17 protein-coding genes, 3 tRNA genes and 4 pseudogenes are annotated in these 26,624 nt (G+C 28.3%); 8 read left to right on the top strand and 16 right to left on the bottom strand.

The annotated features are described in order from the left end of the window. Positions 1-75 precede the first annotated feature (75 nt). Positions 76-149, top strand: a tRNA-Thr gene (locus tag JAHGCCOI_RS00760). 19 nt (positions 150-168) lie between these two features. Beyond that, positions 169-243, top strand: a tRNA-Gly gene (locus tag JAHGCCOI_RS00755). A gap of 485 nt (positions 244-728) precedes the next feature. On the opposite strand, the gene JAHGCCOI_RS00750 is transcribed toward JAHGCCOI_RS00755, so the two are convergent. Continuing rightward, positions 729-814, bottom strand: a tRNA-Leu gene (locus tag JAHGCCOI_RS00750). 28 nt (positions 815-842) lie between these two features. Continuing rightward, positions 843-2,558 (bottom strand): DAK2 domain-containing protein, encoded by a 1,716-nt coding sequence (locus JAHGCCOI_RS00745; protein ID WP_227807097.1) that lies wholly within the window; start codon positions 2,556-2,558, stop codon positions 843-845. Positions 2,559-3,075: 517 nt separating this feature from the next. Here JAHGCCOI_RS00745 and JAHGCCOI_RS00740 point away from each other — a divergent pair. Continuing rightward, positions 3,076-3,201 (top strand): hypothetical protein, encoded by a 126-nt coding sequence (locus JAHGCCOI_RS00740; RefSeq protein ID WP_265332882.1) that lies wholly within the window; start codon positions 3,076-3,078, stop codon positions 3,199-3,201. Positions 3,202-3,372: 171 nt separating this feature from the next. Continuing rightward, positions 3,373-3,912, top strand: coding sequence for an ATP-binding protein (locus JAHGCCOI_RS00735; protein WP_479492135.1), 540 nt, complete (start codon positions 3,373-3,375; stop codon positions 3,910-3,912). A gap of 243 nt (positions 3,913-4,155) precedes the next feature. On the opposite strand, the gene JAHGCCOI_RS00730 is transcribed toward JAHGCCOI_RS00735, so the two are convergent. The 9 genes and pseudogenes from JAHGCCOI_RS00730 to JAHGCCOI_RS00690 form a co-directional block, all read right to left on the bottom strand. Beyond that, entirely contained in the window at positions 4,156-5,232 is a 1,077-nt protein-coding gene (locus JAHGCCOI_RS00730) for a DUF2963 domain-containing protein (RefSeq protein WP_479492134.1), read from the bottom strand. A 335-nt stretch (positions 5,233-5,567) separates the two neighbouring features. Further along, on the bottom strand, positions 5,568-5,762 hold the full coding sequence (locus tag JAHGCCOI_RS00725; protein WP_479492133.1) for a hypothetical protein: 195 nt from the start codon (positions 5,760-5,762) through the stop codon (positions 5,568-5,570). A 106-nt stretch (positions 5,763-5,868) separates the two neighbouring features. Continuing rightward, positions 5,869-6,207, bottom strand: a complete 339-nt coding sequence (locus JAHGCCOI_RS00720; protein WP_479492132.1) for a hypothetical protein — start codon at positions 6,205-6,207, stop codon at positions 5,869-5,871. 159 nt (positions 6,208-6,366) lie between these two features. Then, a pseudogene (locus tag JAHGCCOI_RS00715) lies at positions 6,367-7,095 on the bottom strand (AAA family ATPase); the annotation flags it as partial. Between the two features lie 757 nt (positions 7,096-7,852). Next, the gene (locus JAHGCCOI_RS00710; RefSeq protein WP_479492131.1) at positions 7,853-8,338 is read right to left on the bottom strand and encodes a hypothetical protein; all 486 of its coding nucleotides are present in this window, start codon (positions 8,336-8,338) and stop codon (positions 7,853-7,855) included. Between the two features lie 83 nt (positions 8,339-8,421). Then, positions 8,422-9,033 (bottom strand): hypothetical protein, encoded by a 612-nt coding sequence (locus tag JAHGCCOI_RS00705; RefSeq protein WP_479492130.1) that lies wholly within the window; start codon positions 9,031-9,033, stop codon positions 8,422-8,424. 342 nt (positions 9,034-9,375) lie between these two features. After that, complete coding sequence (locus JAHGCCOI_RS00700; protein WP_479492129.1) at positions 9,376-13,350, bottom strand: beta strand repeat-containing protein; 3,975 nt, start codon at positions 13,348-13,350, stop codon at positions 9,376-9,378. Between the two features lie 96 nt (positions 13,351-13,446). Next, positions 13,447-13,895 (bottom strand): annotated as a pseudogene (locus tag JAHGCCOI_RS00695) (lambda-exonuclease family protein); the annotation flags it as partial. Between the two features lie 39 nt (positions 13,896-13,934). Continuing rightward, a pseudogene (locus JAHGCCOI_RS00690) lies at positions 13,935-14,012 on the bottom strand (hypothetical protein); the annotation flags it as partial. A gap of 660 nt (positions 14,013-14,672) precedes the next feature. Between JAHGCCOI_RS00690 and JAHGCCOI_RS00685 the strand changes: the two are divergent. The 4 genes and pseudogenes from JAHGCCOI_RS00685 to recA all read left to right on the top strand — a co-directional run. Further along, a complete protein-coding gene (locus JAHGCCOI_RS00685; protein WP_479492128.1) occupies positions 14,673-15,845 on the top strand; it encodes an NAD(P)-dependent malic enzyme in 1,173 nt (390 codons plus the stop codon). Beyond that, positions 15,842-17,377: a 2-hydroxycarboxylate transporter family protein gene (locus JAHGCCOI_RS00680; protein WP_479492127.1), complete on the top strand. Its 1,536-nt coding sequence runs from the start codon at positions 15,842-15,844 to the stop codon at positions 17,375-17,377. The genes JAHGCCOI_RS00685 and JAHGCCOI_RS00680 overlap by 4 nt, the downstream gene beginning before the upstream one ends. Before the next feature lie 618 nt (positions 17,378-17,995). Further along, a complete protein-coding gene (pgsA, locus tag JAHGCCOI_RS00675; protein ID WP_479492126.1) occupies positions 17,996-18,655 on the top strand; it encodes a CDP-diacylglycerol--glycerol-3-phosphate 3-phosphatidyltransferase in 660 nt (219 codons plus the stop codon). Between the two features lie 258 nt (positions 18,656-18,913). Beyond that, positions 18,914-19,630 (top strand): annotated as a pseudogene (gene recA / locus JAHGCCOI_RS00670) (recombinase RecA); the annotation flags it as partial. A gap of 343 nt (positions 19,631-19,973) precedes the next feature. Here recA and JAHGCCOI_RS00665 read toward each other — a convergent pair. The 5 genes from JAHGCCOI_RS00665 to JAHGCCOI_RS00645 form a co-directional block, all read right to left on the bottom strand. Next, entirely contained in the window at positions 19,974-20,915 is a 942-nt protein-coding gene (locus JAHGCCOI_RS00665) for an IS3 family transposase (protein WP_479492250.1), read from the bottom strand. Positions 20,916-22,146: 1,231 nt separating this feature from the next. Next, positions 22,147-22,590, bottom strand: coding sequence for a hypothetical protein (locus tag JAHGCCOI_RS00660; RefSeq protein ID WP_479491937.1), 444 nt, complete (start codon positions 22,588-22,590; stop codon positions 22,147-22,149). A 58-nt stretch (positions 22,591-22,648) separates the two neighbouring features. Continuing rightward, positions 22,649-23,239 carry a Panacea domain-containing protein gene (locus JAHGCCOI_RS00655; protein ID WP_479492125.1) on the bottom strand — a complete coding sequence of 197 codons (591 nt, stop codon included), beginning with the start codon at positions 23,237-23,239 and terminating at the stop codon, positions 22,649-22,651. Positions 23,240-23,458: 219 nt separating this feature from the next. Further along, positions 23,459-25,162, bottom strand: a complete 1,704-nt coding sequence (locus tag JAHGCCOI_RS00650; protein ID WP_479491976.1) for a DpnII family type II restriction endonuclease — start codon at positions 25,160-25,162, stop codon at positions 23,459-23,461. A 200-nt stretch (positions 25,163-25,362) separates the two neighbouring features. Continuing rightward, positions 25,363-26,520: a DNA-methyltransferase gene (locus tag JAHGCCOI_RS00645; protein ID WP_479492124.1), complete on the bottom strand. Its 1,158-nt coding sequence runs from the start codon at positions 26,518-26,520 to the stop codon at positions 25,363-25,365. Positions 26,521-26,624: the final 104 nt, after the last annotated feature.

Here is a 26,624-nt window from a genome sequence, read left to right as displayed (position 1 = left end):
TTTTGGTAAAATTTTCATTTTTTTCGTCAAAAATTTGCATTTTGATATTTTTTTTGTTATAATAAAATATGTTAAGCCCTTATAGTTTAACGGCAGAACGTAGCAATGGTAATGCTGAAATACAAGTTCAATTCTTGTTAAGGGCACCAAAACCAAAATTAAGATGATGTGGGCGTCGTATAGTGGTTATTATACGTGCTTGCCAAGCATGAGATGGGGGTTCGATTCCCCTCGCCCGCTCCATACATTATATAATTTAGATGTATTATATTTGTTTATTAAAAAACTTTATTATTTAGCTTTTTTTGCCCCAATAACAGCGTTTAATTGTTAAATTAATATAACATATTATAGATATCATAAAAGCAAGCTTTAATTAAAGCTTGCTTTTTGTTTTATTGTGGGAATAATTTCAGTATAAATATAAATATAATAAAATATCTTTGCAATTGTTTTTTATTAAAATTATGTATAATATAGGCAAGTTATGTAATTTTAGATAACAATAATAAAATGATATTAAATATTTTAAATACATAAGAAAGTTGATTTTAAAATGAAAAAAATAAACAAACATTTTATCTATATTACTGTAATTATTGTATCTTTTATTATTGTTTTTATATTTCTTAATAACATGAAATCTAATAAGAAAACCCCCTTTTTATTAAGGGGGTTTTTAATATAATATTATAATATAATGATTTTAATTAAAATAAATAAATTAATGGTGCGGATAGTGAGATTTGAACTCACACAAGATATTTCTTACATGCCCCTCAAGCATGCACGTCTACCGTTCCGTCATATCCGCTTAAAAATGATCTTATAGATCACTTTTGTTATTCTAATGAAACAATGTAAGGAATGTTGTTATTTTGGCTTTCTAAGGTTTCTAATTCAATGTGGTCGTAATTAGTTTCTAAGAAATTTTCTAGTTTTTCTAATTCTTTTTCATCAGTACATGAAGGATTATAAAAAACAGTTAAAAAGGTTTGATGAGGTTTAATCATTTTTTGGAGTAATGTTTTTAATGCTTGATATTTATCTTTATTAGTAGCTATTATTTTTTCTTCCCAAACAGATAAATATTCTTTTTCTAAAAGAGTTTGATTGGATATGTTTTTAGCATCTTTTTTATCAGCATAGATAATTTTTCCTGTTTGGATGTTTTTGATAGTTTCTTCCATGATAGTTTTGTTTTGTACTAAATCCAATGATTTATTAAAAGCTAAAAGAGCACTGTATCCTTGAGCGATGTTTTTAGTTTGTAAAAGGACAATTTCTTGATTGGTTCCTTGTAATTGTTTTAGTTGGGTTGTAAGCTTTTCTAAAAGAGATGTGTCATTAGGTAGGATAATGATGTTTTGGGAAGTATTTGTTTGGAGAAGTTTTTCAAAAGTAGTAGGGTTAAAAGTAGATTGTTTTATAATGTGATTTACTTTAAGGTCAGCAAAGACTTTTTGGCTTTTGGTATCATTTACAAATGCAATAAAAAAATATTTTTGATCTTTATTTGAGTTAGGTAAGTTTGAAGGTGACTTTGGGTCTGGGGTAGGTTCTTGTTGTATGGTAAATGTGTCGTGTTTTTGATCTAAAATTGATTGATGTTGTTCTTTCATGTTGTCAATTTTGCTTACCTTTAATGTGCCATAAGTTAAGAGTTTTTCTAAAACTTGTCCTGGTTTGTTGGTATGGATATGTATTTTTAGAATTTCTTGGTCTTTAACTAAAACTAAAGAATCTCCTATTTGTAATAAAGCTTGTTTAAGTTGTTTCATATCAAGGTTTTTTTCTTGGGATGCTTTGATTTGAAAAATGTATTCAGTGCAATAAGTATATTTAATATTAACTTGTCCCAACGTTTGTATTTTATCAGAATTTGTGTGTGTTTGGGTATTTTGGTTTACTTGAAGTAGTTTTTGGTCTTGTAAAAATAATAACATTCCTTTAAGGATTTCAACAAAGCCAGCCCCTCCACTATCAACTACTCCTGCTTGTTTTAAGACTTCTAATAATTCAGTTGTTTGGGAAAGAGTTTTTTGGGCGTTTTGTAAGAAATTGGATAAAACATCTTCAATAGTACTAAATTGGGATTTAGCTTTGAGAGTTTGTTTAACAGCTTCACGAAAAACAGTTAAAATAGTGCCTTCTTGAGGTTCTATAATAGCTTGGTAAGCTTTTTGGTAGCCTCCTTCAAGTGAATGGATAAAATCATTAATATTGATAGTTTCTTTATTGAGTTTTTGGTAAGTTTGTGCCATTCCTGCAAAAAATTGGGATAAAATAACTCCTGAATTGCCTTTGGCACCCATTAATAATGCTTTTGATAAAACTTGGGATACTTCTACTATGGAACGAGTTTCTAAATTGCTAATTTCTTTAACGCCTGACATCATAGTAATTTTCATATTAGTTCCTGTATCTCTATCTGGTACGGGAAAAACATTTAAATTATCAATGGTTTGGTAGTTGTTTTGTAAATTGATAGCTCCGTTAGCAATCATGTTTTTAAATAATTGTCCGTCAATAAATTGAATAACTTTATCTTTGTTCATTTTGGTTGCCTTTCTTCGAAAAAATTTCTTTAATATAATTAGATAATAATAAGGAATGGAATATTTTTTTTCGTAATTTGGTATGATTAGGAAAGATTTTTTATTTAAGGTAAATAAAAACCTATTTTAATTATAACATATTTTAATTTTTCTCTTATAAAACAAAGAAGTTAAGGGAGCAAAAATTTAGTTTTTTATGACTTATAAGTAAAATTATGAGATTATTGATAGAATTATTTAGTTTGTTATTTGTTTTATTTAAATTTGTTTTATTTAAATTTGTTTTATTTTTTTTGAAAGAGATATAATAGAGATAATCAAATAATTATTAATTGTTAAAAAGTTTTGTTTGTGATAATCAATTCATTAAAATAAAAACTAATTCATTTATAAAGTTTTAGGCAAGTTATAAAAATAGTGATTTATAAATTTGATATAACAATATAATTGTTTGATTTATTGACAACCAACTAACTTTTAAAAACAACAAAATAAAACGAAAGTGAGAAATTATCTTATGGATAATCAAGAAAAAGATCTCAATTTAAATTTTTTGAATAAATCATTTAAAATCGAAACTGCTATTACTTTAATTGCTTTTTCTTTAGTTGCAATAGCTTTAATTTTAGCTTTTAGACCTTAATTTCAACCACAACCAACAACAACTCCACCTACCATAACACAAACTCCATCTTTATCTGAAAAATCACCTTCAACTCCCAAATGGAGTGTTATAGATGCATTCCATGCGCCAGTTCAATTTGAATTAAACAATTTTAATCCTAACAAAAAATATATGGATGATTTATTTGGAATGAAAGAAGAAAAATTGGCAGCTCAAAAAGTACTAGATTTTGTTACAAATGCCAAAATGTTTGAAGGTAAAGGTAAAATAGATCCTCCCAAAGGAATGTTATTATATGGAGTTCCTGGCACTGGAAAAACTTTTTTTGCTAATTGTTTTATGAAAGATACTCATTTTAAATATGTTGCTAAATGTACTGGTGCTGATTTTGCTCAAAAATATGTAGGAGAAAGTGTAAAGGCAGTACATTCTTTATTTGATAGTGCAAGAAAAATTGCTGATAAACACGGTGGTGCTATCATTTTTGTTGATGAATGTGAAGAGGTTTTTGTTGATCTTACACAAATACGTGAGCATCATAAAGGACAAAGTGAAGCTGTTACGGCTTTCAAAGAAGAATTAACTAGCGAAAAAAATAACCCAACTAAGCCCATATTTTTAATTGCAGCTACAAATTATTTAGATAAAATGGATGATGCCATTAAATCAAGATTTACTTACAAAATTGAAGTTAAACCCTCGAAAAAGAACCACGCAAAGACTTTATGAAATTCTTAGTTAAAAATATCTGTAAAAACCCAATTTCTGATGATGCACTAAATTATCTCACCCAAAATGTTAATGATGCAATTGAAAATGATATTATGAAGCGTTCTAATCGTACCATCTGAGGTGTTCCATTTTTTTGGGTGTTGATTTTTTTTGAGAGTTGAAACAACCTTTGAGCGAGGTTGTTTCTTTTTGGTGATTATTGTAGCCATAGTAGCTCCTTTCTTTTTTTATTATTCATGATTAAAAAGTTTTTACACGTTTAATTGTACCGTCTGAGTTGTATGTGGTATCCTTGATTTGCTTCCCTGTTTTGGGATCGTACTCGCCGATGGACTTGATTGTACCGTCAAGATTGTATGAGGTATGCTTGATTTCATTCCCTGTTTTGGGATCGTGCTCGTAGATGGAGATGTAGTTGATTGTTCCGTCTGAGTTGTATGAGGTCCACTTGGTTTTCTTACCTGTTTGGGGAACGCGCTCTCTGATGTAGTCGATTGTACCGTCGGGGTAGTATGAGGTCTTCTTGATGGTGTTTCCTGTTGGTTGTGGAGTTACTGGATCATTCTTTTCTTCTCTTTTTAAAGTGTTGAACCAGAAAAGGTAGATGTTTTTGGCGCCGTTGGCTTGGCTCTTAATGGTATTTGAATCCCAAACCAGATGCTTAGGGAACACTCTTATACCACCATCATAATAAATAGTGGGGGGGGTGTAATCCACTGAAAAATCATCTTCGTCGCGCTCGAGTGTGATTCTGGTAATTGTGTTAGTGTGTGGGTCGTATTTGTCCGCAATATCTAATTCTACAAATTCAATTATTTTAGACCCCTCAGGGAGTGGTAATACCACTCCTGTATTAGGTGTGGGGTTATAACAAGATAAAGTGATTAATCGTTCCTTATGAAAAATCCCTTTATTAATTAAATATTTATTAATTGCTTCTGTTTTATTTTCATCAGCGAACAGTGGTATAATTACGGCATTTATTTTTGCATCATTTTCAATTCCCTTTTTGGTAGCATCCCAAAAAACAAAAACTTCTTCAATAGCTATTTCGTATTTTAAAAGGTCTTCTAAGGTGTGTTTTTTGTTTGCAGCAGGATATTTAATATTAAAGGGATTAGAGCGGGGTTTAAAATAGACACCCATGAGTCCTGAAGGAGGATCTTTGATATGCCAGTAAAAAATACTATCATTGTTAGAATTATAAGAAGGAGTGTTAAAGTTATCATATGCGACAACATCACTTTTAATCCCAGCATATTTTAAAATTTCAGGAATACTTTCTTTGGATAAAACGCTGATATCATACCTTTTCATTTTAGGTTGGAAGGTTAACCATTCTTGTTTAAGGGTTTCGGTATCAGCTAGTTTTATAGGTGATTTGGTTCGGTAATGAAAATAAGAATGAGCATAGGTGAAAGGAGTAAATTTAAAAATAAATAAAATGATGATAAAAATTTTTAATAAATTATTTTTTTGTTTTTTTAAGATAATTAATTCCTCCTATTTGTTTTTTTACTTCGCTCAGATATGGTAAATAAAAAAAGATCCTTTTAAGGGACTTTAATTAATGGTAATTTGATATTATGCAATGATTTCGTATAGGTCTTCTTTAGGTAAGATGCGAGAAATTACACCTTTGGTTCCGTGGCTTATAGTTGTTTTCCGTCTTCTGTTAAATTATAAGCTTCACTTTCAATTTTCTCTTTCAGTTTATTAGCTCTAGATAACATACCTTCATACATTTTTTCTTTTGATTCTAATTTGCCGATTTCAAGTTTAACATCACTGATTTTTTGTATTATGTCTAATCTTTCTTTTTTTAATTTATCGTGGTCTTCTTTCAAACGTTTTTATCATCTTTATTAGTTGTTTGTTTTAATTGTTCTTCTGTTTGGTTAATTTCTTTATCTTTATCTTCTTTGTCTTTTTCTAATTTTTGTAATTTACCTTTTAAAAAGTGATATTCCCTGTTGTATTTTTCAATTCGTTTTGGATATTTTTAATTTTAGATTCGTTTTCATCTAAGTATTTTTTAATTTTAGCTTTTTGTTCTTGATTGATTTCTTGAGATTTATAAAGTTCCTTTAATTCATTTTCACATTTTGTTAATTCATTTTCCCAATCGCTTTTTAATCCTTTGAAACTATTAATAGTTTTATCGTATTTATCAATGGTTTCATCTATTTTAGTGATTAATTGACCTGTATATTTTGATGCTGCTTCTGATCGTGATTCAAAAAAACATAAGTAAATGAAACTAAAAATCAATAAGATAATGACAAAAGTCATCAAATAGCCTTTCCAGGTTGTAGTATTTGTATCGGATGTAAATTTTCTTTTAAAGAAAACAAACAAACCAAATACACCGAAAGCCATTACAACTCAAAGGTAATATAATTTAAAATTAAAATAACTTTTAATTAAATTTAAAGGATATAGTACCATATATTATTTGCCTCCTTTGTTTTCGATTTCATCTAAAATACTAGTATCTTGGAAAAAAATCATTTTGTATGCTTGTTTTAAATCTGCTTTGTTAATTTCATTTCTGCGTGTTTCTCCTTGCCCTCTATTTCGAGCGAAGATATTTACAGATGTTTTTAAAAGGTTTTCTAAGGTGCGATTAGCTTTTAAATATTCTTTATCTGAAGGTATTTTTTCTAAAGATTCGTTAATGACTTCAAATAAGTACTTTTTAGCTTCCTCACTGTAAGGATTTTTTCTTTTCTCAATTAAGAATTCTAGCATTTGTTGTCGTTCAGTTTTATTTCCTGGTTTTAATTCGATATTGTACGCAAAACGGGATTTAATTGCTTCATCAATTAAATGTATATGATTAGTAGCCCCAATGACAAAAATAGGTTTTTCAGGGTTATTATCCATCGAAGTCATTTCAGTTTTGAATTGGTTCACAACATTCGCGATTTCTGAACCACCTTCTAATTGACTTAAATTAACAAAGATGGTTTCACATTCATCTAAAAAGATGATAGCACCATTATTTTTTTCTGCAGCAATTCTTGCATCTGTGAATAAATTTTTAACCATCTGAGGAGCAATTCCTTTATACTTTTGGGAGAATAAAGAACTACTTATTTCAAAGAAAGGCAAATTGGTTTCTTTGGCAATCGCTCGTGCTAAAGTGGTTTTACCAGTGCCTGGGCACCCATACAATAGCGATAGATTACACGCGTTTTGGTTATTTACGTGCAGCCCCGCTCCAAACCGTACGAACAAGTTTCCAAGTATACGGCTTTCCCATTCATAGCCTATTTCTAGGATCTTTCAAATATTATTATTTGTTTGACTGTTTGTTTTTCGTCATCAATTGATGATTGTATTCGTTGGTGTAAACACTATAAATCTGACTCCTTCGCCTTGTGCTTAGTTTTCCTAAGCTCCGTGTGAGGGCAATTATCTTAACTATTCCAAATTAAGTTTTAACTCCTCCGACTACTAAAAGCCTCTTTATCCTTGAGCCCAAAGGCTTTTCAATTCCCTTTGTTTGGTATAGCTTTTAGGATTCTCAAATTTCTGACATAATTACACCTGATAGTTTTAGGTTCGCTTTCGTTTGCTAAATCCGTTGCGGATATACTAAAATATTTCTATTCTGACAAACGATATCATTGAGGTTTCCATTTAAGGTGACTTGTGATTATCTATAAGAACTTTTAATCTGTCCTTATATCTTCCTCAATCTTAAAGAATTCAATAACTTTTACTTTAAGGTTTGGGTATTACTATATTTTCCGCGATTAGGGATTTGCACCTTCTCCATGACTATCTTAATCTTGCGGGAGCTTCTTGGATAGTTATTTCTCCTCACTCCGCTTTTATGGTCTGCTGTAATTTATTATTCTTTCGTTTAATAAACCGACCATATGATTTAACGGAATAATCAAGTCCGTTGTAGTTGGTTAAACTACTGTAATTACGCGTTTATTTGCGCCCTTAAAATCCCCAAAGGAGATTCCACTTCTCCGATATTTTGATAGTTTGATTTGTTTTTGAGATAATCCATGAACCCCTCAACTGCTTGTAATTCTTCTTTAAAACCGATTAATTGTTCAAAAGAAGGAAATTTTTTAGGATCAGTTGGAGTAAACATTGCTTCTTTATCGTCTGGATTATTATTTTCCGATGTAGATTGTTGATTTGAAAGCGAAGGTTTTTCTTTACCTGGTTTTTCTGTTTTTATTTCTTCTATTTTTTGGTTAATTGTTGTTTCCAATTCAGATGCCTTTTGTTTAATTTTGTTAATCATCTTGTCTTGTTGTAGTAAAATTTGTTCGTTTTCAGTTAACGCTTGATGGTGAATCCACGTGTAAGTTCCGATACAAAATGAAAAACAAAGGGCTAATATCACCATTATTTTGAAATAATAAACCGAATCAGAAGATGATTTTTTAGATTTCATAATTAATTTTTTTTGACATATTTGTTCCTTTCTTAATTAAAAAGACTAAGGTGTTTTTACTTAGTCTTTTTAATTTATTTTGATTAAGTTGTTTGCGTTATTTTTTGTTCGATTTTTTGTGAGCCACCGCCAAAAGATTTGCCTTTGGAATCGACTAATTCATAATCCAAAATCACATCTAATAAAGGGTTGTCTACATTAATAATTTCTTTTTGTTCGATACCAAAGTTTATTTGTAATTTTCCGTTGCCGTCATTATCTAGTACCATTTGAGGACGTTTTGCGTCATCATATTCGTTGTTATTAATTTTTAAACTTGTATTAAAAATTTGATTTGATGCTTGGAAAGTGTCCTTAGTATCGTAGGTAATTGTTGTTTTTAAGTACAAAGGGGTATTGATTTTCATTCCGTTTGATTTGAAAGTAGCTTCATGGTCGACTGTAATTAAATGGAGATAGGTTTCTTTATTTAAGCTTGGAATAGAAAGTGGTAAAAGAGTTTTATTATCATTGTTTCCGCCTGTTTTATCAACAGTGAAATAAGGAAAATTATTCTTATTGAAAAGGTTTATTTTTTCGCTTTTTTTTTTAGAGTAGTAATTTGCTACTGCTAAAATTGATGAAATTGTAAAAAATAAGCATATAAAGATTGTTAAAGTTGTTAGGATTGTCTTTTTCTTTGTATTTTGAATCATAATATTATTTGCCTCCTAAATTTTTAAATAAATTAATAAAATTATTTATTCCTGTTGTTAACCAAGGAATTTGATTTTGGTGATAAATAACGTTTAAGTGTAAAAGAACATATAAAATAATCATTAAACAAGCAGCGAAATGTAAAAATAATAACTTGTTTAATTTAAAAACATCTTCTTTAATTGGTTTTGAATGTTTAGTTTGAATCGAAGTTGTTTTAGTTGATAAAACAGAACCCCAAAACTGCTAAAATACAACAACAAAAGAAAGTTAAATAAAATTTTTACTTTCATATTTTTTAATTTGGGTATAAACAATACCTCTTAAAAGAGGTATCCTTGTTATTTGGTACCATCATTGTTATCATTGTTTTCGGTTACTGTTGTTGATGAAGTTCCTGAATCGTTAACTTTGTTATCATTGTTTTCGGTTACTGTTGTTGATGAAGTTCCTGAATCGTTAACTTTGTTTTCAGTTCCTGAATCGTTATCATTGTTTTCAGTTCCTGAATCGTTAACTTTGTTATCATTGTTTTCGGTTACTGTTGTTGATGAAGTTCCTGAATCGTTAACTTTGTTATCATTGTTTTCGGTTACTGTTGTTGATGAAGTTCCTGAATCGTTAACTTTGTTTTCAGTTCCTGAATCGTTATCATTGTTTTCAGTTCCTGAATCGTTAACTTTGTTATCATTGTTTTCGGTTACTGTTGTTGATGAAGTTCCTGAATCGTTAACTTTGTTATCATCTTTTTCGGTTACTGTTGTTGATGAAGTTCCTGAATCGTTAACTTTGTTATCATTGTTTTCGGTTACTGTTGTTGATGAAGTTCCTGAATCGTTAACTTTGTTATCATTGTTTTCAGTTCCTGAATCGTTAACTTTGTTATCATTGTTTTCGGTTACTGTTGTTGATGAAGTTCCTGAATCGTTATCATTGTTTTCAGTTCCTGAATCGTTATCATTGTTTTCAGTTCCTGAATCGTTAACTTTGTTATCATTGTTTTCGGTTACTGTTGTTGATGAAGTTCCTGAATCGTTAACTTTGTTATCATTGTTTTCGGTTACTGTTGTTGATGAAGTTCCTGAATCGTTAACTTTGTTTTCAGTTCCTGAATCGTTAACTTTGTTATCATTGTTTTCGGTTACTGTTGTTGATGAAGTTCCTGAATCGTTAACTTTGTTATCATTGTTTTCGGTTACTGTTGTTGATGAAGTTCCTGAATCGTTAACTTTGTTATCATTGTTTTCAGTTCCTGAATCGTTAACTTTGTTATCATTGTTTTCGGTTACTGTTGTTGATGAAGTTCCTGAATCGTTAACTTTGTTATCATCTTTTTCGGTTACTGTTGTTGATGAAGTTCCTGAATCGTTAACTTTGTTATCATTGTTTTCGGTTACTGTTGTTGATGAAGTTCCTGAATCGTTAACTTTGTTATCATTGTTTTCAGTTCCTGAATCGTTAACTTTGTTATCATTGTTTTCGGTTACTGTTGTTGATGAAGTTCCTGAATCGTTATCATTGTTTTCAGTTCCTGAATCGTTATCATTGTTTTCAGTTCCTGAATCGTTAACTTTGTTATCATTGTTTTCGGTTACTGTTGTTGATGAAGTTCCTGAATCGTTAACTTTGTTATCATTGTTTTCGGTTACTGTTGTTGATGAAGTTCCTGAATCGTTAACTTTGTTTTCAGTTCCTGAATCGTTAACTTTGTTATCATTGTTTTCGGTTACTGTTGTTGATGAAGTTCCTGAATCGTTAACTTTGTTATCATTGTTTTCGGTTACTGTTGTTGATGAAGTTCCTGAATCGTTAACTTTGTTATCATTGTTTTCAGTTCCTGAATCGTTAACTTTGTTATCATTGTTTTCGGTTACTGTTGTTGATGAAGTTCCTGAATCGTTAACTTTGTTATCATCTTTTTCGGTTACTGTTGTTGATGAAGTTCCTGAATCGTTAACTTTGTTATCATTGTTTTCGGTTACTGTTGTTGATGAAGTTCCTGAATCGTTAACTTTGTTATCATTGTTTTCGGTTACTGTTGTTGATGAAGTTCCTGAATCGTTAACTTTGTTATCATCTTTTTCGGTTACTGTTGTTGATGAAGTTCCTGAATCGTTAACTTTGTTTTCAGTTCCTGAATCGTTATCATTGTTTTCAGTTCCTGAATCGTTAACTTTGTTATCATTGTTTTCGGTTACTGTTGTTGATGAAGTTCCTGAATCGTTAACTTTGTTATCATTGTTTTCGGTTACTGTTGTTGATGAAGTTCCTGAATCGTTAACTTTGTTATCATTGTTTTCGGTTACTGTTGTTGATGAAGTTCCTGAATCGTTAACTTTGTTATCATCTTTTTCGGTTACTGTTGTTGATGAAGTTCCTGAATCGTTAACTTTGTTATCATTGTTTTCGGTTACTGTTGTTGATGAAGTTCCTGAATCGTTAACTTTGTTATCATTGTTTTCAGTTCCTGAATCGTTAACTTTGTTATCATTGTTTTCGGTTACTGTTGTTGATGAAGTTCCTGAATCGTTATCATTGTTTTCAGTTCCTGAATCGTTATCATTGTTTTCAGTTCCTGAATCGTTAACTTTGTTATCATTGTTTTCGGTTACTGTTGTTGATGAAGTTCCTGAATCGTTAACTTTGTTATCATTGTTTTCGGTTACTGTTGTTGATGAAGTTCCTGAATCGTTAACTTTGTTATCATTGTTTTCGGTTACTGTTGTTGATGAAGTTCCTGAATCGTTAACTTTGTTATCATCTTTTTCGGTTACTGTTGTTGATGAAGTTCCTGAATCGTTAACTTTGTTATCATTGTTTTCGGTTACTGTTGTTGATGAAGTTCCTGAATCGTTAACTTTGTTATCATTGTTTTCAGTTCCTGAATCGTTAACTTTGTTATCATTGTTTTCGGTTACTGTTGTTGATGAAGTTCCTGAATCGTTATCATTGTTTTCAGTTCCTGAATCGTTATCATTGTTTTCAGTTCCTGAATCGTTAACTTTGTTATCATTGTTTTCGGTTACTGTTGTTGATGAAGTTCCTGAATCGTTAACTTTGTTATCATTGTTTTCGGTTACTGTTGTTGATGAAGTTCCTGAATCGTTAACTTTGTTTTCAGTTCCTGAATCGTTAACTTTGTTATCATTGTTTTCGGTTACTGTTGTTGATGAAGTTCCTGAATCGTTAACTTTGTTATCATTGTTTTCGGTTACTGTTGTTGATGAAGTTCCTGAATCGTTAACTTTGTTATCATTGTTTTCAGTTCCTGAATCGTTAACTTTGTTATCATTGTTTTCGGTTACTGTTGTTGATGAAGTTCCTGAATCGTTAACTTTGTTATCATCTTTTTCGGTTACTGTTGTTGATGAAGTTCCTGAATCGTTAACTTTGTTATCATTGTTTTCGGTTACTGTTGTTGATGAAGTTCCTGAATCGTTAACTTTGTTATCATTGTTTTCGGTTACTGTTGTTGATGAAGTTCCTGAATCGTTAACTTTGTTATCATCTTTTTCGGTTACTGTTGTTGATGAAGTTCCTGAATCGTTAACTTTGTTTTCAGTTCCTGAATCGTTATCATTGTTTTCAGTTCCTGAATCGTTAACTTTGTTATCATTGTTTTCGGTTACTGTTGTTGATGAAGTTCCTGAATCGTTAACTTTGTTATCATTGTTTTCGGTTACTGTTGTTGATGAAGTTCCTGAATCGTTAACTTTGTTATCATCTTTTTCGGTTACTGTTGTTGATGAAGTTCCTGAATCGTTAACTTTGTTATCATTGTTTTCGGTTACTGTTGTTGATGAAGTTCCTGAATCGTTAACTTTGTTTTCAGTTCCTGAATCGTTATCATTGTTTTCAGTTCCTGAATCGTTAACTTTGTTATCATTGTTTTCGGTTACTGTTGTTGATGAAGTTCCTGAATCGTTAACTTTGTTATCATCTTTTTCGGTTACTGTTGTTGATGAAGTTCCTGAATCGTTAACTTTGTTATCATTGTTTTCGGTTACTGTTGTTGATGAAGTTCCTGAATCGTTAACTTTGTTTTCAGTTCCTGAATCGTTATCATTGTTTTCAGTTCCTGAATCGTTAACTTTGTTATCATTGTTTTCGGTTACTGTTGTTGATGAAGTTCCTGAATCGTTAACTTTGTTATCATTGTTTTCGGTTACTGTTGTTGATGAAGTTCCTGAATCGTTAACTTTGGTTTCGGTTACTGTTGATGGTGGAGTTTGGTTGTTGACAATATTTTCACAAATAGGATTATTATTATTTTTAATAAAGTAATAACTAACTCCTCCTATAATTAAAATTATCATTATTAAAAGTAAAAAGAGATTTTTTGTATTAATAACTTTTTTTGTTTTTTGAATTTTTCCCATTTTAAATTAAATTTCCTTTCTTTTGGCTTTTTATTAATTAAATTTAATTATTTTTTTTAAACAAGTTGTTTGGGATAATTCTTGTTTTGAATGATTTAATAATTCTAAATATTTTTTTCCATCTGCAATCATTTTTTGGATGAAATTGTTATCCTTATAAATCTTTACGATGTGATAATTAGTGTCATTAAAATAAACTAAAAAGTACGCAAAACTAGCTTGAGAACAATATAATTGACATTGAACTTGAGCTCAATAATTAGACGGGACCTGTTTATTTGAAAAAAATGAATTCCAAGTTGCAGAAACTTTATTATTTTCTGTAAAAGGGCATTTGATTTCTAATAAAGCGTTAGTTTGTTGGTTATAACCATCAAGATTTGTAGAAAACATATCTAATATATCGTCAGTAAATATGGTATCAGGAAAGTTTAAGTTAGTTTTTTTTAAAAGAAAGTACGGGCAACTGGTTCGGTTTTGTCGTCTTGATTGATGAGACTTAATTTTTTGAGGTCATCAGGGTCAAATTTGGTACCTTCCATTAAATAACGTGATAAATGGGAAGCTTTGGGAGCATAACCTAATTTAAAATGTTTTATTATGTCATTGTCAAAGCCTCTTTGTTATAAATAATTGAGGACTTGTTTGTTGTGTTTTAATTGATGGGAATAAAAATCTGCTGCTTCTTGCATGATGTTGTAGAATTTTTGGTATTGATGGGTGCTTTGTTGGGGCAGTTGGTAGCTTCTTCTTTATTTTCTGTGTAAGTTCCTTTATTGGGGGTATAGTTAGGTTTGTAAGAGGTTGGGGTTGGTATTTGTTCTTCTTGGGGCTCTTTTCTGTTTTTAAATGCTACTGCAACAACTACACAAACAACTCCAGTAGAAATAAAAATAAGTAATAAAATAGTCCATAAAGTATAATTAGGTTGTTTTTTTATTTTGATACATTTGTGTCTCCTTTGGGTTTAATAGGGCAAAAAAAATCTCCCTTACCTTCTATTTTACTCTTTTTTTTTTTTTTTGAGTAAAAAACGTTAAAAATAATGTAATTATTGATTTTTTTTGTTATTTTTTTAATGTATTAAAGTTTAAATATTTAAATAAATGTTAAAAAAGTAAAAAAAATATTAATTATTTTATTAAATAAGGTATAAAATATAGACGGATGATTATTTTTTGGTAATAATTTCAAGATCAAATCACCCTTCAAATATATATAAAATACATAAAGAAATATAAAAGGAGATTTTCAGTTAAATGAACATCAAAGAAAAAGCATTAGAAATACATGAAAAAAATAAAGGTAAAGTAGGTATTGTAAGTAAAGTAAAAGTACAAAACTTAGATGATTTAGCATTAGCTTATACTCCAGGAGTAGCAGAGCCTTGTTTAAAAATTAAGGAAAATCCTAGTGATGTTTATCGTTATACTATGAAAGGTAATATGGTAGGTGTTGTTACAAATGGGACTGCAGTTTTAGGATTGGGTAATATTGGTCCGAAAGCTTCTTTGCCAGTGATGGAAGGAAAAGCTATTTTGTTTAAGGAATTAGCAGGGATTGATTCTTTTCCTATTTGTATTGATTCTACTGATTCTCAAGAAATAGTAAATATTGTTTCTAAAATTTCAACTGTTTTTGGAGCAATTAATTTAGAAGATATTAAGTCGCCTCAATGTATTGAAGTTGAAGATGCTCTTGAAGCTAAACTTGATATTCCTGTTTTTCATGATGATCAACATGGTACTGTTATTGTAGTTGCTGCAGGAATTCTAAATGCTTTAAAAGTAGTTAAAAAATCTATTGAAGATGTTCAAGTAGTTATTAATGGAGCAGGTTCTGCAGGGATGGCGATTGCTAAAATGTTGTTGTTATTAAAAGTTAACAATATTGTTTTAGTTGATAAAACAGGAGCTTTATATAAAGGAGTAGCCAATCTTAATGAGCCGCAAAAAAAATTAGTTGAAGTAACTAATAAATATCAAGAAAAAGGAACTTTGAAAGAAGTACTTAAAGGAAAAGATATTTTTGTTGGTGCATCTGCTCCTGGTATTGTTACAGCTGAAATGGTATCTACTATGGCAAAAGATGCAATTGTTTTTGCTCTAGCTAATCCAGTACCAGAAATTATGCCAGATGAAGCTAAAAAAGGTGGGGCTAGAATTGTTGCTACTGGGAGATCTGATTTTCCTAATCAAGTAAATAATTGTCTTGCTTTTCCAGGTGTTTTCCGTGGGGCATTAGATGCTAAAGCGACTAAAATTACCGAAGAGATGAAAAAAGCTGCTATTTATGCTCTAAAAAACATCATTAAAGAAAAAGATTTAAATGAAAATAATATTTTACCAACTCCCTTTAATAAAGAAGTAGTTAAACAAATTGCTTTGGCAGTTTGTAAAGTAGCTAAAGAAACTGGAGTAGTAAGAAAATGAGTATAGAACAGGAACAAAGTTCCCCAGATAATAAAGAAAACAATAATAATAAAGATAATAAAGACTCTAAAAAAGTTAATAGTATTTTTGCTCCTCAAAAAACTATTTTAGGGTTTAGTGTACCTCTTTTTTGTTTGATGAGTTTAGTAGTTTTTGTGCAAGTTTTTGTTTTGGGATTTGTAAGTTTTCAAACTACTAAGAAATTTAATCCTGCATTCCATCCATTAATTACCCCTTTATTAATAGCTATGCTTTTAGCTGCTGTTTTACAAAAAATAGGTGCTAAAACTCCCCTCTTAAAAGATATTGGAGGTGGTTCTATTTTATGTATTTTAGTACCTTCTATTTTGTTTACTTATCCTTTTTTTAAAGATGATTCTATCTTTTTGCAAATGCAAAAGTTTATGCAAAGTATTATGAAACATTTAAATGCTGAGTCTATAACAGTAAAAGAAACTCAATATACTTATAAAGCTATTGGTTTTGCTAGTTTTTTTGTTTCTGCTTTAATTATTGGTAGTTTTTTAAGTATGGATAAAAAGTTATTAAAAAGTTCTTTTAAAAAATTTATTCCTTTAATATTAGTATCTTTGCTTACTGGTGCTTTAGTTGTAGGAACTTTGGGGGCTTTATTAAATCCTATTGGAGGGTTAGAAAATGCCTCTCAAACTTCTAAAGGGGGCTTTTTAGATGCTGTCTTTTATATTTTTGCTCCTTTAGCAAGTGGTGGTATGTCATCTGGAGTTACTCCTTTAAAAAATGCTTATGCTGGGCAGAATCTAGATTGGCAAGAACCTTTTATGTCTCATATGACTCCTGCTTTATTAGTAGGAGGAATCTTTAGTATTTTTGCTTCTGGGCTTATTAAGAAATTTTTGAAAACTACTAAATATAGTGGTTATGGTAAATTGGAAGTTAAAGAAACTCCAAAAAATCCAGATAAAAATACTTCTAAATCAGTTCCTGAAAAATTAAGTTATTCTCAAATAACTACAGGTTTAATTGCTATTTTTACTTTATATTTATTGAGTGTTTTAATAAAAGAATCCTTACTTTTATTATTACCAAATATTAAAAAATACCTACCAGAATATATTGTTTTTTTAGTGTTTGTAGTTGTTTTGATGAAATTATTTAATGTAGTATCTGATTATTATAATAGTTGTATTAATCAAGCTTCTAAATTTGTTACTACTAATTTTACATCTGCTTTTTTAGTAATTTTAGGTTCTAGTATTCCAATGGAAGATATGTTAAAACAATTAAATGTTAAATTTGTCTTTACATGTATAATGTGTGTATTATCAGTTGCTTTAGTAGCGGGGTATTTAGGCAAAAAGTTAGGTTATTATCCAGTAGAATCATCAATTACTGCAGGGCTTTGTACCAATAGTATTGGAGGTGCTGGTAATGTTGCTATTTTATCAGCTTCTGATTTGATGGGATTAATGCCTTTTGCTCAAATAGCTACTCGTATTGGTGGAGCTTTAGTAGTAGTAGTAGTTAGTATTGCTTATCCTTTGTTATATTAATTATATTTTATATATATAAATATGAAAAATATTTATCATAAGTATTTATGATTATTTAATATTATTTTAGTATTTTATTATTAGTTGATTTGATTGAAATTATTGCAATGCAAAATAGCTAACATATTTATATCAAAATTATAAAACATTTTTAACTATTGCGGTGCCCTTCGATTTGTTTATGCTAATAGTTGGGTTCCGTGAGATTTTTAAACACAAAAAAACTATAAAAAACATTTTGCTAATTTATTTGTATTATAAACATTTAAAAATTAAGTTAAATATGTTTTCTTTATACAAAATTTATTTATAAATGTAGAACAAATTTAATTTACTTTTTAAATGTAGATAAATGTAGAGTTTTTATAATTTATCTTTTAATTGTAATAATTACTCAAAATAATAACAATTATGTTATGTATATAAAAATACTTACTAAAAACATTTATCAATAATGTTATAATAATAGTATATAAGAGGTTTTGAAAATCTTATTTTTGTCCTTAAACATTTACTATTTTTATTTTTTGATATTCAAAGAAATGATTTGTCTTTTTGAACCATATTTAATTAAACAAAAATATGAGTTTTTTTACAAAATTACTAAAGGAGTAATGTATGTTTCCTTTGTTGGCTAATTTAATTACTGTTTTTAGGATTGTTTTAGTGTTTGTGCTTTTGCCTTTGATGTGTGTAAGTGAAAGTGAGCCTGAATTTGCTAATGTTTTGGCTTTTCAAATTATCTTTATAGTGGCTGCTATTACTGATTATTTGGATGGTTATATAGCTAAAAAATATCAACAACAAACTGTTTTTGGTAAGTTTTTTGATCCTATTGCCGATAAATTATTAGTTATTATAACACTTTTTTATATTTGTCAATGTCGTTTGTCTGCTACGCAAGGAACTTTTTTATTTGCAGATACTCAAATGCCTAAAAATTTTTTTACTGCTGTTATTATGATTATAGTGATTAGAGAATTTTTAGTAACAGGAATAAGATTGGTAGCTTCTAATAAAGAAGGAGTTGTTATTAGTGCATCTTTTTGGGGCAAAGCCAAAACCGTTTTTACATTCGTTGCCATCATTTGCCTTTTTTTTGGGTTGTATACTTCTTCTACTTTTGCTTGTGATGCAAATTTAAAAAAATGGTTTGGATATCTAAGTAATATAGGTGATATTTGCCTGCTTGTTTCAGTTGTTTTAACTATTGTTTCTGGTTTTGATTATTTTTTTAAAAATTATAAAATTATTCGTAAAAATTTTGCTCCTGAGTAATTCATTTTTTTGATCCTCACTGTACCCTATTTTTTTAAAATATTTATTGTCTAGTTTTTGGGGTTCAGCGAGATCTTTATTTTGTTACTGCTGTTTTTATTATATTTTAAAATCTGTCTTTTATATATGTTTCTAAATTTTTACATTTATCTTTAATAATTATTTTCATCTTACTCTTTTATCTTTATTATTTTACTTACAATATTTAAAAATTATATTTCATCAAAACTAAAATAAAAAACCAAAGGAAAATTATTTATGCAAAATACACAAAACAAAAACGATTTAGAAGACACTATTAAGGATATTGAAAAAAAGTTTGGTAAAGGTAGCATTATGCAATTCAACTCCAAAACTCATAAAGGAATTGAATCTATTTCTACTGGTTCTTTGTCGTTGGATATTGCCTTAGAAATTGGTGGTTATGCTAAAGGAAGAATTATTGAAATTTATGGTCCTGAAAGTTCAGGCAAAACTACTTTAACTTTGCATGCCATTTCAGAGGCTCAAAAAAAGGGAGGTAATGTTGCTTTTATTGATGCAGAACATGCCTTAGACCCAGGTTATGCAAAGGCTATTGGAGTAAATCTTGATAAACTTTTAATCTCACAACCTGATTCAGGTGAAAAAGCTTTAGATATTGCTTGTAGATTAATTGCAAGTGGCAAAATTAGTCTTTTGGTAGTTGATTCTGTAGCAGCATTAGTTCCTGAGGCAGAATTAGTAGGTGATATGGGTAATATGGCTATGGGTTTGCAAGCACGAATGATGGGGCAAGCCATGCGTAAACAGTCAGGAATCATTAATAAAACTGATACAGTTGTTATCTATATTAATCAACTTAGAGAAAAAACAGGGATGGTTTTTGGTAATCCTGAAGTAACTCCAGGTGGTAAAGCCTTAAAATTTTTTGCTTCTTTGCGTTTAGACATTAGAAGAGCAGAAACCCTTAAACAAGGGGACCAAGTTGTAGGTGAGGTGTTCCATTTTTTTAGACACTTTTTTATTTCAAAATTACTCTTTAAGACTTAAAATTAAATAGATAATTTCATATCTTTTCAAACTAACAAATAATTTCATTAAACTTAAAAAGTGTCTAATGTTTTTTCATAATTTGCTAGTTTCAAAAGATATTTTTTTTAAATATTTTATCCCTACACTATATATAGGTCGAAAAAATGAAAAACTCACCATAAAAACGACATGGATTAAATTTTTTTACACAATAATGCGGAATTTTTGATTTTTATAGAAAAAAATGTACAACAAAACAACCTTTTTCCAAAGGTTATAATTTTATATATCCATAATTAAATATTTATCTAAAAGTTTGAAAGTATTGCAAAGGAGATAAATTGTTTAATTTAGTTAATAACCATTTATTATTCCAAAAAGAAGGGAATTGGTTGATAATTTTTTTGATTTTACTTGGTGTTTTTTGGAATAAAAAGGGATGTTGGTTGGATAAAATACTTTTCATCTGGCCAAAAAGATTTTCAATGACAGCGTTATCACGTGGGGTTGCTTTACGAGACATACTAATTAAAAACCCTTTTTTAGTTAAAACTTTTTGTACTTTTAGAGATTGATAAACTTTACCTTGGTCTGAATGAATAATACAAGGGGTTTTTAAAGTAGGAATTTTTTTGATTGTATTTAAAATTAATTCTTTATTTTGTCGGTTTGAAGTGTGGGAGGCAATAATTTGATTATTAAAAGAATCAATAATACACGAAAAATAAATAAATCCTTGGGGAGTGGGAAAATAAGTAATATCGGTAAATAGTTTTTTCATGGGTTGGGAGGTAGTAAAGTTTTGATTAATTAAATTTGGGACTACTTTGAGGTTAGATTCTAAATTTTTATAATAATATTTATTTTTTTTAGGCCTTAACTTACAACAAATATTATTTTCTTTCATGATAAGATAAACTTTTTTCTTAGTAATAAATTCATTAAAAATTTCTTGGTATAAATCAGTAATTTTACGATGACCGTAAAAATATTCATGTTGTAAACATAAAGTTTGAATACGTTGTTGTTGCAAAAAATGTTTTGTTTCTTTTAATTTTAACTTTTTTTCAATTTTTAGCCAATAATAATAAGTACTTCGATTAATACGAATTGTTTTTAAAATGGTAGTTAAATTGAGATCTTTGACAAATTGTTTAACCAGTTTAAAAACTATTTTTTTATTAATAGTTTGAATGTGAGAAACCATATTTTGTAATAATTTTAATTTTTTCTTTAATTTTTGCATCATTAACCCCAATTATCTTAATATTTTTTATTCATTACAAAAATAATTATAACTAAAAAATGCATTAAAAATTAATTTTAAAATATATTTATTAAATTATTATATAATATGATTAGTATTCTAAGACGAGCAGAGCGAACTAGGCGGTCAGCCGAAGTACATTACAATTAACTATTACCCCCTTTCTTATGAAGTCCCCTTTGGGGATTTAGGGGGTATTTTAATTTGACCGTTAAATTTTTTAATTTGACGGGCACCTGGTTAGATAATATATTTTATCTAAACATTATATGTCATGATATAATATAATAAATTTATTATTTATAATTAAATATAAAAACCTATCAAGGGTTTTTATATTTAATTATTATCTTTAATATTATTATTATCTTTAATATTAAAGATAATAATAATATTAAAGATACATACTTCTTATTAGGTTAAACCCGAATTAAGTATTATCTATCACAACCCAATTCAAAACAGCCTTGGAGGGCTTTTTGAATTGGTGTTTATGTTTACCCACGGGTTAACCTAATAAGAAGTATGTACAATATATATATAGGTCGAAAAAATGAAAAACTCACCTATAAAACGACATGGGTTTCATTTTTTTACACAATAATGCGGAGTTTTTGATTTTGGGGTAGTTGTGCCATATAATAACAGGGTTAAATGGCAAATTGCTTACCATAAACACTAGCGATTTTTCCTGGAAGAGACAAAAAACCAAAAAAAGTTGTCAAAAAACGATCAAAAAAATCTCCCTTAAAAATAAAAAAATGACCCCTCATTTGAGGTGGTCTAAATTAGGTTAAAAAAATGATCCGTTTAAATTTATGCCAAAATTGTAAAAATTAAAAGTAAGTGTTTTCCTAGGTTTTTGAGGACTGAATTATTATTAAATTGAATTTAAGGGGGGGTATAAATTAAGACTAGGGTTATTACCCTAATTGGATTTAAATCAAAGCAATAGGGGCAAAATAATGCGTTTAAGAGGCATTTGGGATTTTGTAGCTTTCATTTTTTAACCACTTTTAGGTTCTGCTTAATCCGCCATTCTTTCGTTTGACTGACCAACCGCATGACCTCACGGAATAATCAAGTCCGTGGCAATTGGCTAGGCTGCTGTAATTAAGCGTGTATTTGCTCCCAATTTGTAATAATAGTTCCGTAGATGTCGTTTTTTCAATCTCGGGGTTGATATTAATAATATAAATATTTTTTTAATTCACTGTTTTTTTAAAATCTTTCTTAGCTTACGATGCTTATAAACTAATTTTTGAATTGTATCATAAGTTAAATTACTAATTTGCAAAAACTTATAAAGATGTTTCAAAGCAATTTGATTTAAATTTTTGTTAGATTCACAAAAATTATATTGATGAAAAGGATCATATAAAAAAACATTAAAATACCAAATATCTTGTTGTTTAATAAAATAACCAATAACTCGTTGACATTTATCAATACTTATTTTAAAAATATTTTGTTCAGAAAGAAGATCTTTAATATCGTTTGTTAAATTACAAAATTTTTTTATTTTACTTAAAGGTTCTTTTAACAATTTACAATGTTTGGTTTTTTTAATTTCATCAAACGTTTTGTTATTAAAAAATTTTAAAAGTTTATTTTTTAATTTATCAAAATCTAAACAAAAAACATTTGTTAACAAAATATATCATTTGGATTTTTTCAATATTTTCTTGAATTGCTTTGATTTTTATCATAATTTAAATTGCATTGCCCTTTTTAGAATAATATTTTAAAATAACTTCATTCGTAATAGAATTTAAATTCCAATCTTTTGAGATAAAACAATTACACCATGGTGATAGATCTTTATGAGTTAATTTAACTAAAAAACTTGAAATTCGGCTTCCGTATCGCTTTAATATATGATTTATTATTTTTTTTTGTTCAGAAGTAAAACAATCTTCTTTAAAATTTTCTTTTATTTGATCACTTTTTTGAAATCCAGAAGTATAAGATAAAGTTTTTAAATATAACTTTGGGGAAACAGGACCATACTCCCATGCTTCAAAATCATTAGGAAATAATTCTTTTTTATAATCTACATAATACTTACAATAAACTAAAAAAACCAACTTTTGAAGTTTCATTTTAGTATAATCACTTTTATTTTGATAATTAATAATATATTGTGCTACATCTAGGATATCAATTTGAGTTTGTTTTTGCATTGCTTGCCCCTTTTTATAATAATTTTGCATATTGGTATTATAACACAATTGTTTAATTAACCCTAATTCTTTTTTTAATTTATTAAGTTGCTTCAATAGTTTTTTAATTTGATATTTCATTTCATTCTCCTTACTTTATTTTTTGATGAACTTTTTTTGTTGTAATCAATTTGCTGGGTATTAAATAAAAAAAGGTTCCTCTTAAAGGAACCTTTTTATGGTATTAAATGTGTTTGGTGTTTTTTAAAAATAGTTTTATTCAATTACAAAATATAATTATAATGTTTGTTGTAAAAATTAATCTTAATGGGTGTGTGTTTAATTTATTAGATCGATGAGTTAAAAAATACAATTTTGTTTTATTTTTTTTAAAAATTCTTGAAAACGATGGATATTGAATAAAACATTGGTTTCCGTTAAGGTTTTTTCCAACAAAGATGCGTTTTTTTTCAAACCTGGACCTTCTATCACATAAATAAATTGAATATTTTTGAATTTATTGATAGTTTTACTAAATTCTACCAAACGTTTTAATTCGCTATTAATTTTGGAGCCTGAAGTGTTAAAAAAACTACATTCTAAAAGATAATTTATATTATTATGTTTAAAAACAAAATCCACTCTTTTTGTTTCTTTTAATTCAACACCTTTTAAAATGTCTGTTAAAAGAACTTCTTCTTGAAAATTGAAATTATTTGTTTTTAAAAGAGTTTTAATTAAATTAGGCAACAAAACTCCTGATTTATTTTTTCTTGAGTTAGAATCCAACCCCACCAAAACCCCAAAAATATAATCTTTAATATTTTGATTAAAATTTGAATTTACAAAAACATTAGTTAGAAGTTTTGATTCTTTAATAAAATTAATGACAACTTCTTTATCTTGGTGGTCAAAAGTAATTTCTTGGTTTTGGTTGTTAAAATAAATAAATTTTTCGTTTTTCGCAAAACGATTGTTAGCTAATAATATTGGCAAAAATTCAAAAGTATTTGATAATTCTTGCCATTGCAATTCAAATTTATCATAAAATTCTTGCTCAGTTTTGGATTTAAGTTTATTCCATTTTTTAATAATTTCTTCATTTTGGTTTATAAAATGATTAACTTTTTCCCACGAAACATAATCCTTTAAAAAATAAGATGTAGATTTTAACTCTTTGAAAAACAATAAATTATTTATTTGTTTAATTTGGTCATCTCTTAATGTAAAATTCGTAATAATTGTTTCGTAGGTGTTATTTTTCCGATTGCAGCTTTGGGAATTGATAAAACGATTAACAGGAATTCTTATAAAATTAAAATCTTTGTATAAGTGGTTAATTAATTGGGTGTCGTGATTAGTTAAAACCCATTTAACTCCTCTTAAATGAGCTGCTTTTAAAGATTCAAACAATTCTTTTTGGTTTGTTTGATTAAAAGGGGATGCATTATAGCTGTTAAAAGTTTGAGTATCTGAATCATAAGGAGGATCACAAAACAATAAATCATTTTTTTGTGTTTGAGCAACTATTGTTGCGTAATCTTGGTTTTGGATTTTAATTTCATTCTTTTTTAAGAATAATGTGATATTTTTAAGATTAGATTCGTTAATGATAGTTGATAAACAAACATCATTTTTTCCATTAAACGGAGAGTTAAATTGATTTTTAGAATTAACACGATAAAGACCATTAAAACAAGTTTTATTAAGAAAAATAAAGCGAGCAGTTTTTGAAATATTATCCAACGAAGAGGTTTTTTGGTCGCGCAATTGATAATAAAAATCTTTTTTTTCTAATTTTAAACGTTTAATATATGTTTTTAATAAATTAACAACATCACGAGATTGTGATTTTAAAGTATGCCAAGCAGTTATCAATTCTTCATTAATATCAGACAAAACAGCTTTTTGAGGTTCCAAACTAAAAAATACACTCCCACCTCCTAAAAAAGGTTCAAAATAAGTTTCATATTTAACATTCATAACAACTTTCAAAAAAGGCCAAAGTTGGGTTTTTCCACCCGCCCATTTGACAAATGGTTTTAGTTTTAATGTATTTGACATTTTGATAACCTCTTTCTTGTTTTTTTAACTAATTTTTCTACAACTTAAAATTTTAAGATAAATAGAGGCATTTACCCTACTTAAATTGAAATTAGTTATATAAACTATCCTAATTATACCTCAAATCATAACAATAACATGAAAATTTTGATTAACTCTTTAATAAAATATATTATTAACATCCAAAGTTGCGGTTTAATTTATACACTTTTTAATACTTCCTTAATTAACATCACATAATCAGGGTTTATTTCAATCCCAATATAATTTAGATTTTTCTTTTTAGCAACTAAACATTCTGAACCTGAACCAGCAAAAGGAATTAAAACATTACCTTTTTGATTTTTCATAATCACTGAATCAATTAAATTAGTAGTTAACATTTGGGGTTTTTGAGTAGGATGAATAATAGTTTGATGAGGTTTTTGATGATTTTTTAGTTCTTTAGAACTAAAAATTTTACAATCACAAGTTTTACATAAAAAGAACCGTTCTTTTAATCCTGCACCACCTGCTAAAGCGGGAACTTTAATGATATCACGTGGGAGAGCTCCTTTTTCGTTTACGCGATACAAAGTTTCAGAATTACCAAAACGTCCTAAAGTACCAATTCTTTTTTTTCCATCACACTTCAAAAAATTGGAGGTATAAGGTTCTCTAATTTGATCGATATTAATTTCAGGTTTTTTGTTATTCCAAAGACATAAAATTGATTCATAAGAACGTTGCCAAAAATTACAAGAAGGCATGTTTTTATTAGTATAATGCCAAGCTAAAATTCTTTGTTTTTCGTAAGGAAATTGAGCCGCAACCCGAGCTAAAATTTCGGGATAACCATACATATAAAAAATACCATCTGGAGTCAATAATTTAAGGCATTGTTGAATCCAGTCCAAAGACCATTTTAAATACCCATCTATTTCTAACAAATCGCGGTTATTACCAAAATTTTTACCAATATTATAAGGTGGGTCAGCGATAACAATATTGAATTTAATATTTTGAAGTTGTGGTAAAAACTCACAAACACCGCCTAAAATAATATGAGAAAAAGAATCAATTTTATCAATAAAATTCGTTTTATTTGTTAAAATATTATTTTGAAATTTTACTATATCGATATGTGGATATTCAATTTCAATTTGTTTAATTATTTTTTTTAAGTCTGTATCATAATTTTTAGGAATAGATTGTTGTTTTTCCCAACGTTTGATAGTACCTTTATGGACTTGGAAATAATTTAACATAAAATCTATTCCTTTGATTTTTTTGATACTTAAAAATGCATCAAAAGAAGTCATATTTTTCATTTTTTTACCCTTCTTTCTTCTTAAATGTTGTATCATAGTTTGTTTCAATTTTAACTTATAACTCCTTTTTTATTTATCCCTCAGTTGGGGTGATTTCATAGAGGGAGTTTAGTTTAGAAATAATTTAATTTTTGCATCATTAACACCAATTA

The organism is Mulberry dwarf phytoplasma (assembly GCF_056504655.1).
Note: the sequence above shows the minus strand (reverse complement) of the source record. Positions and strands in the feature narration are given on the sequence as shown.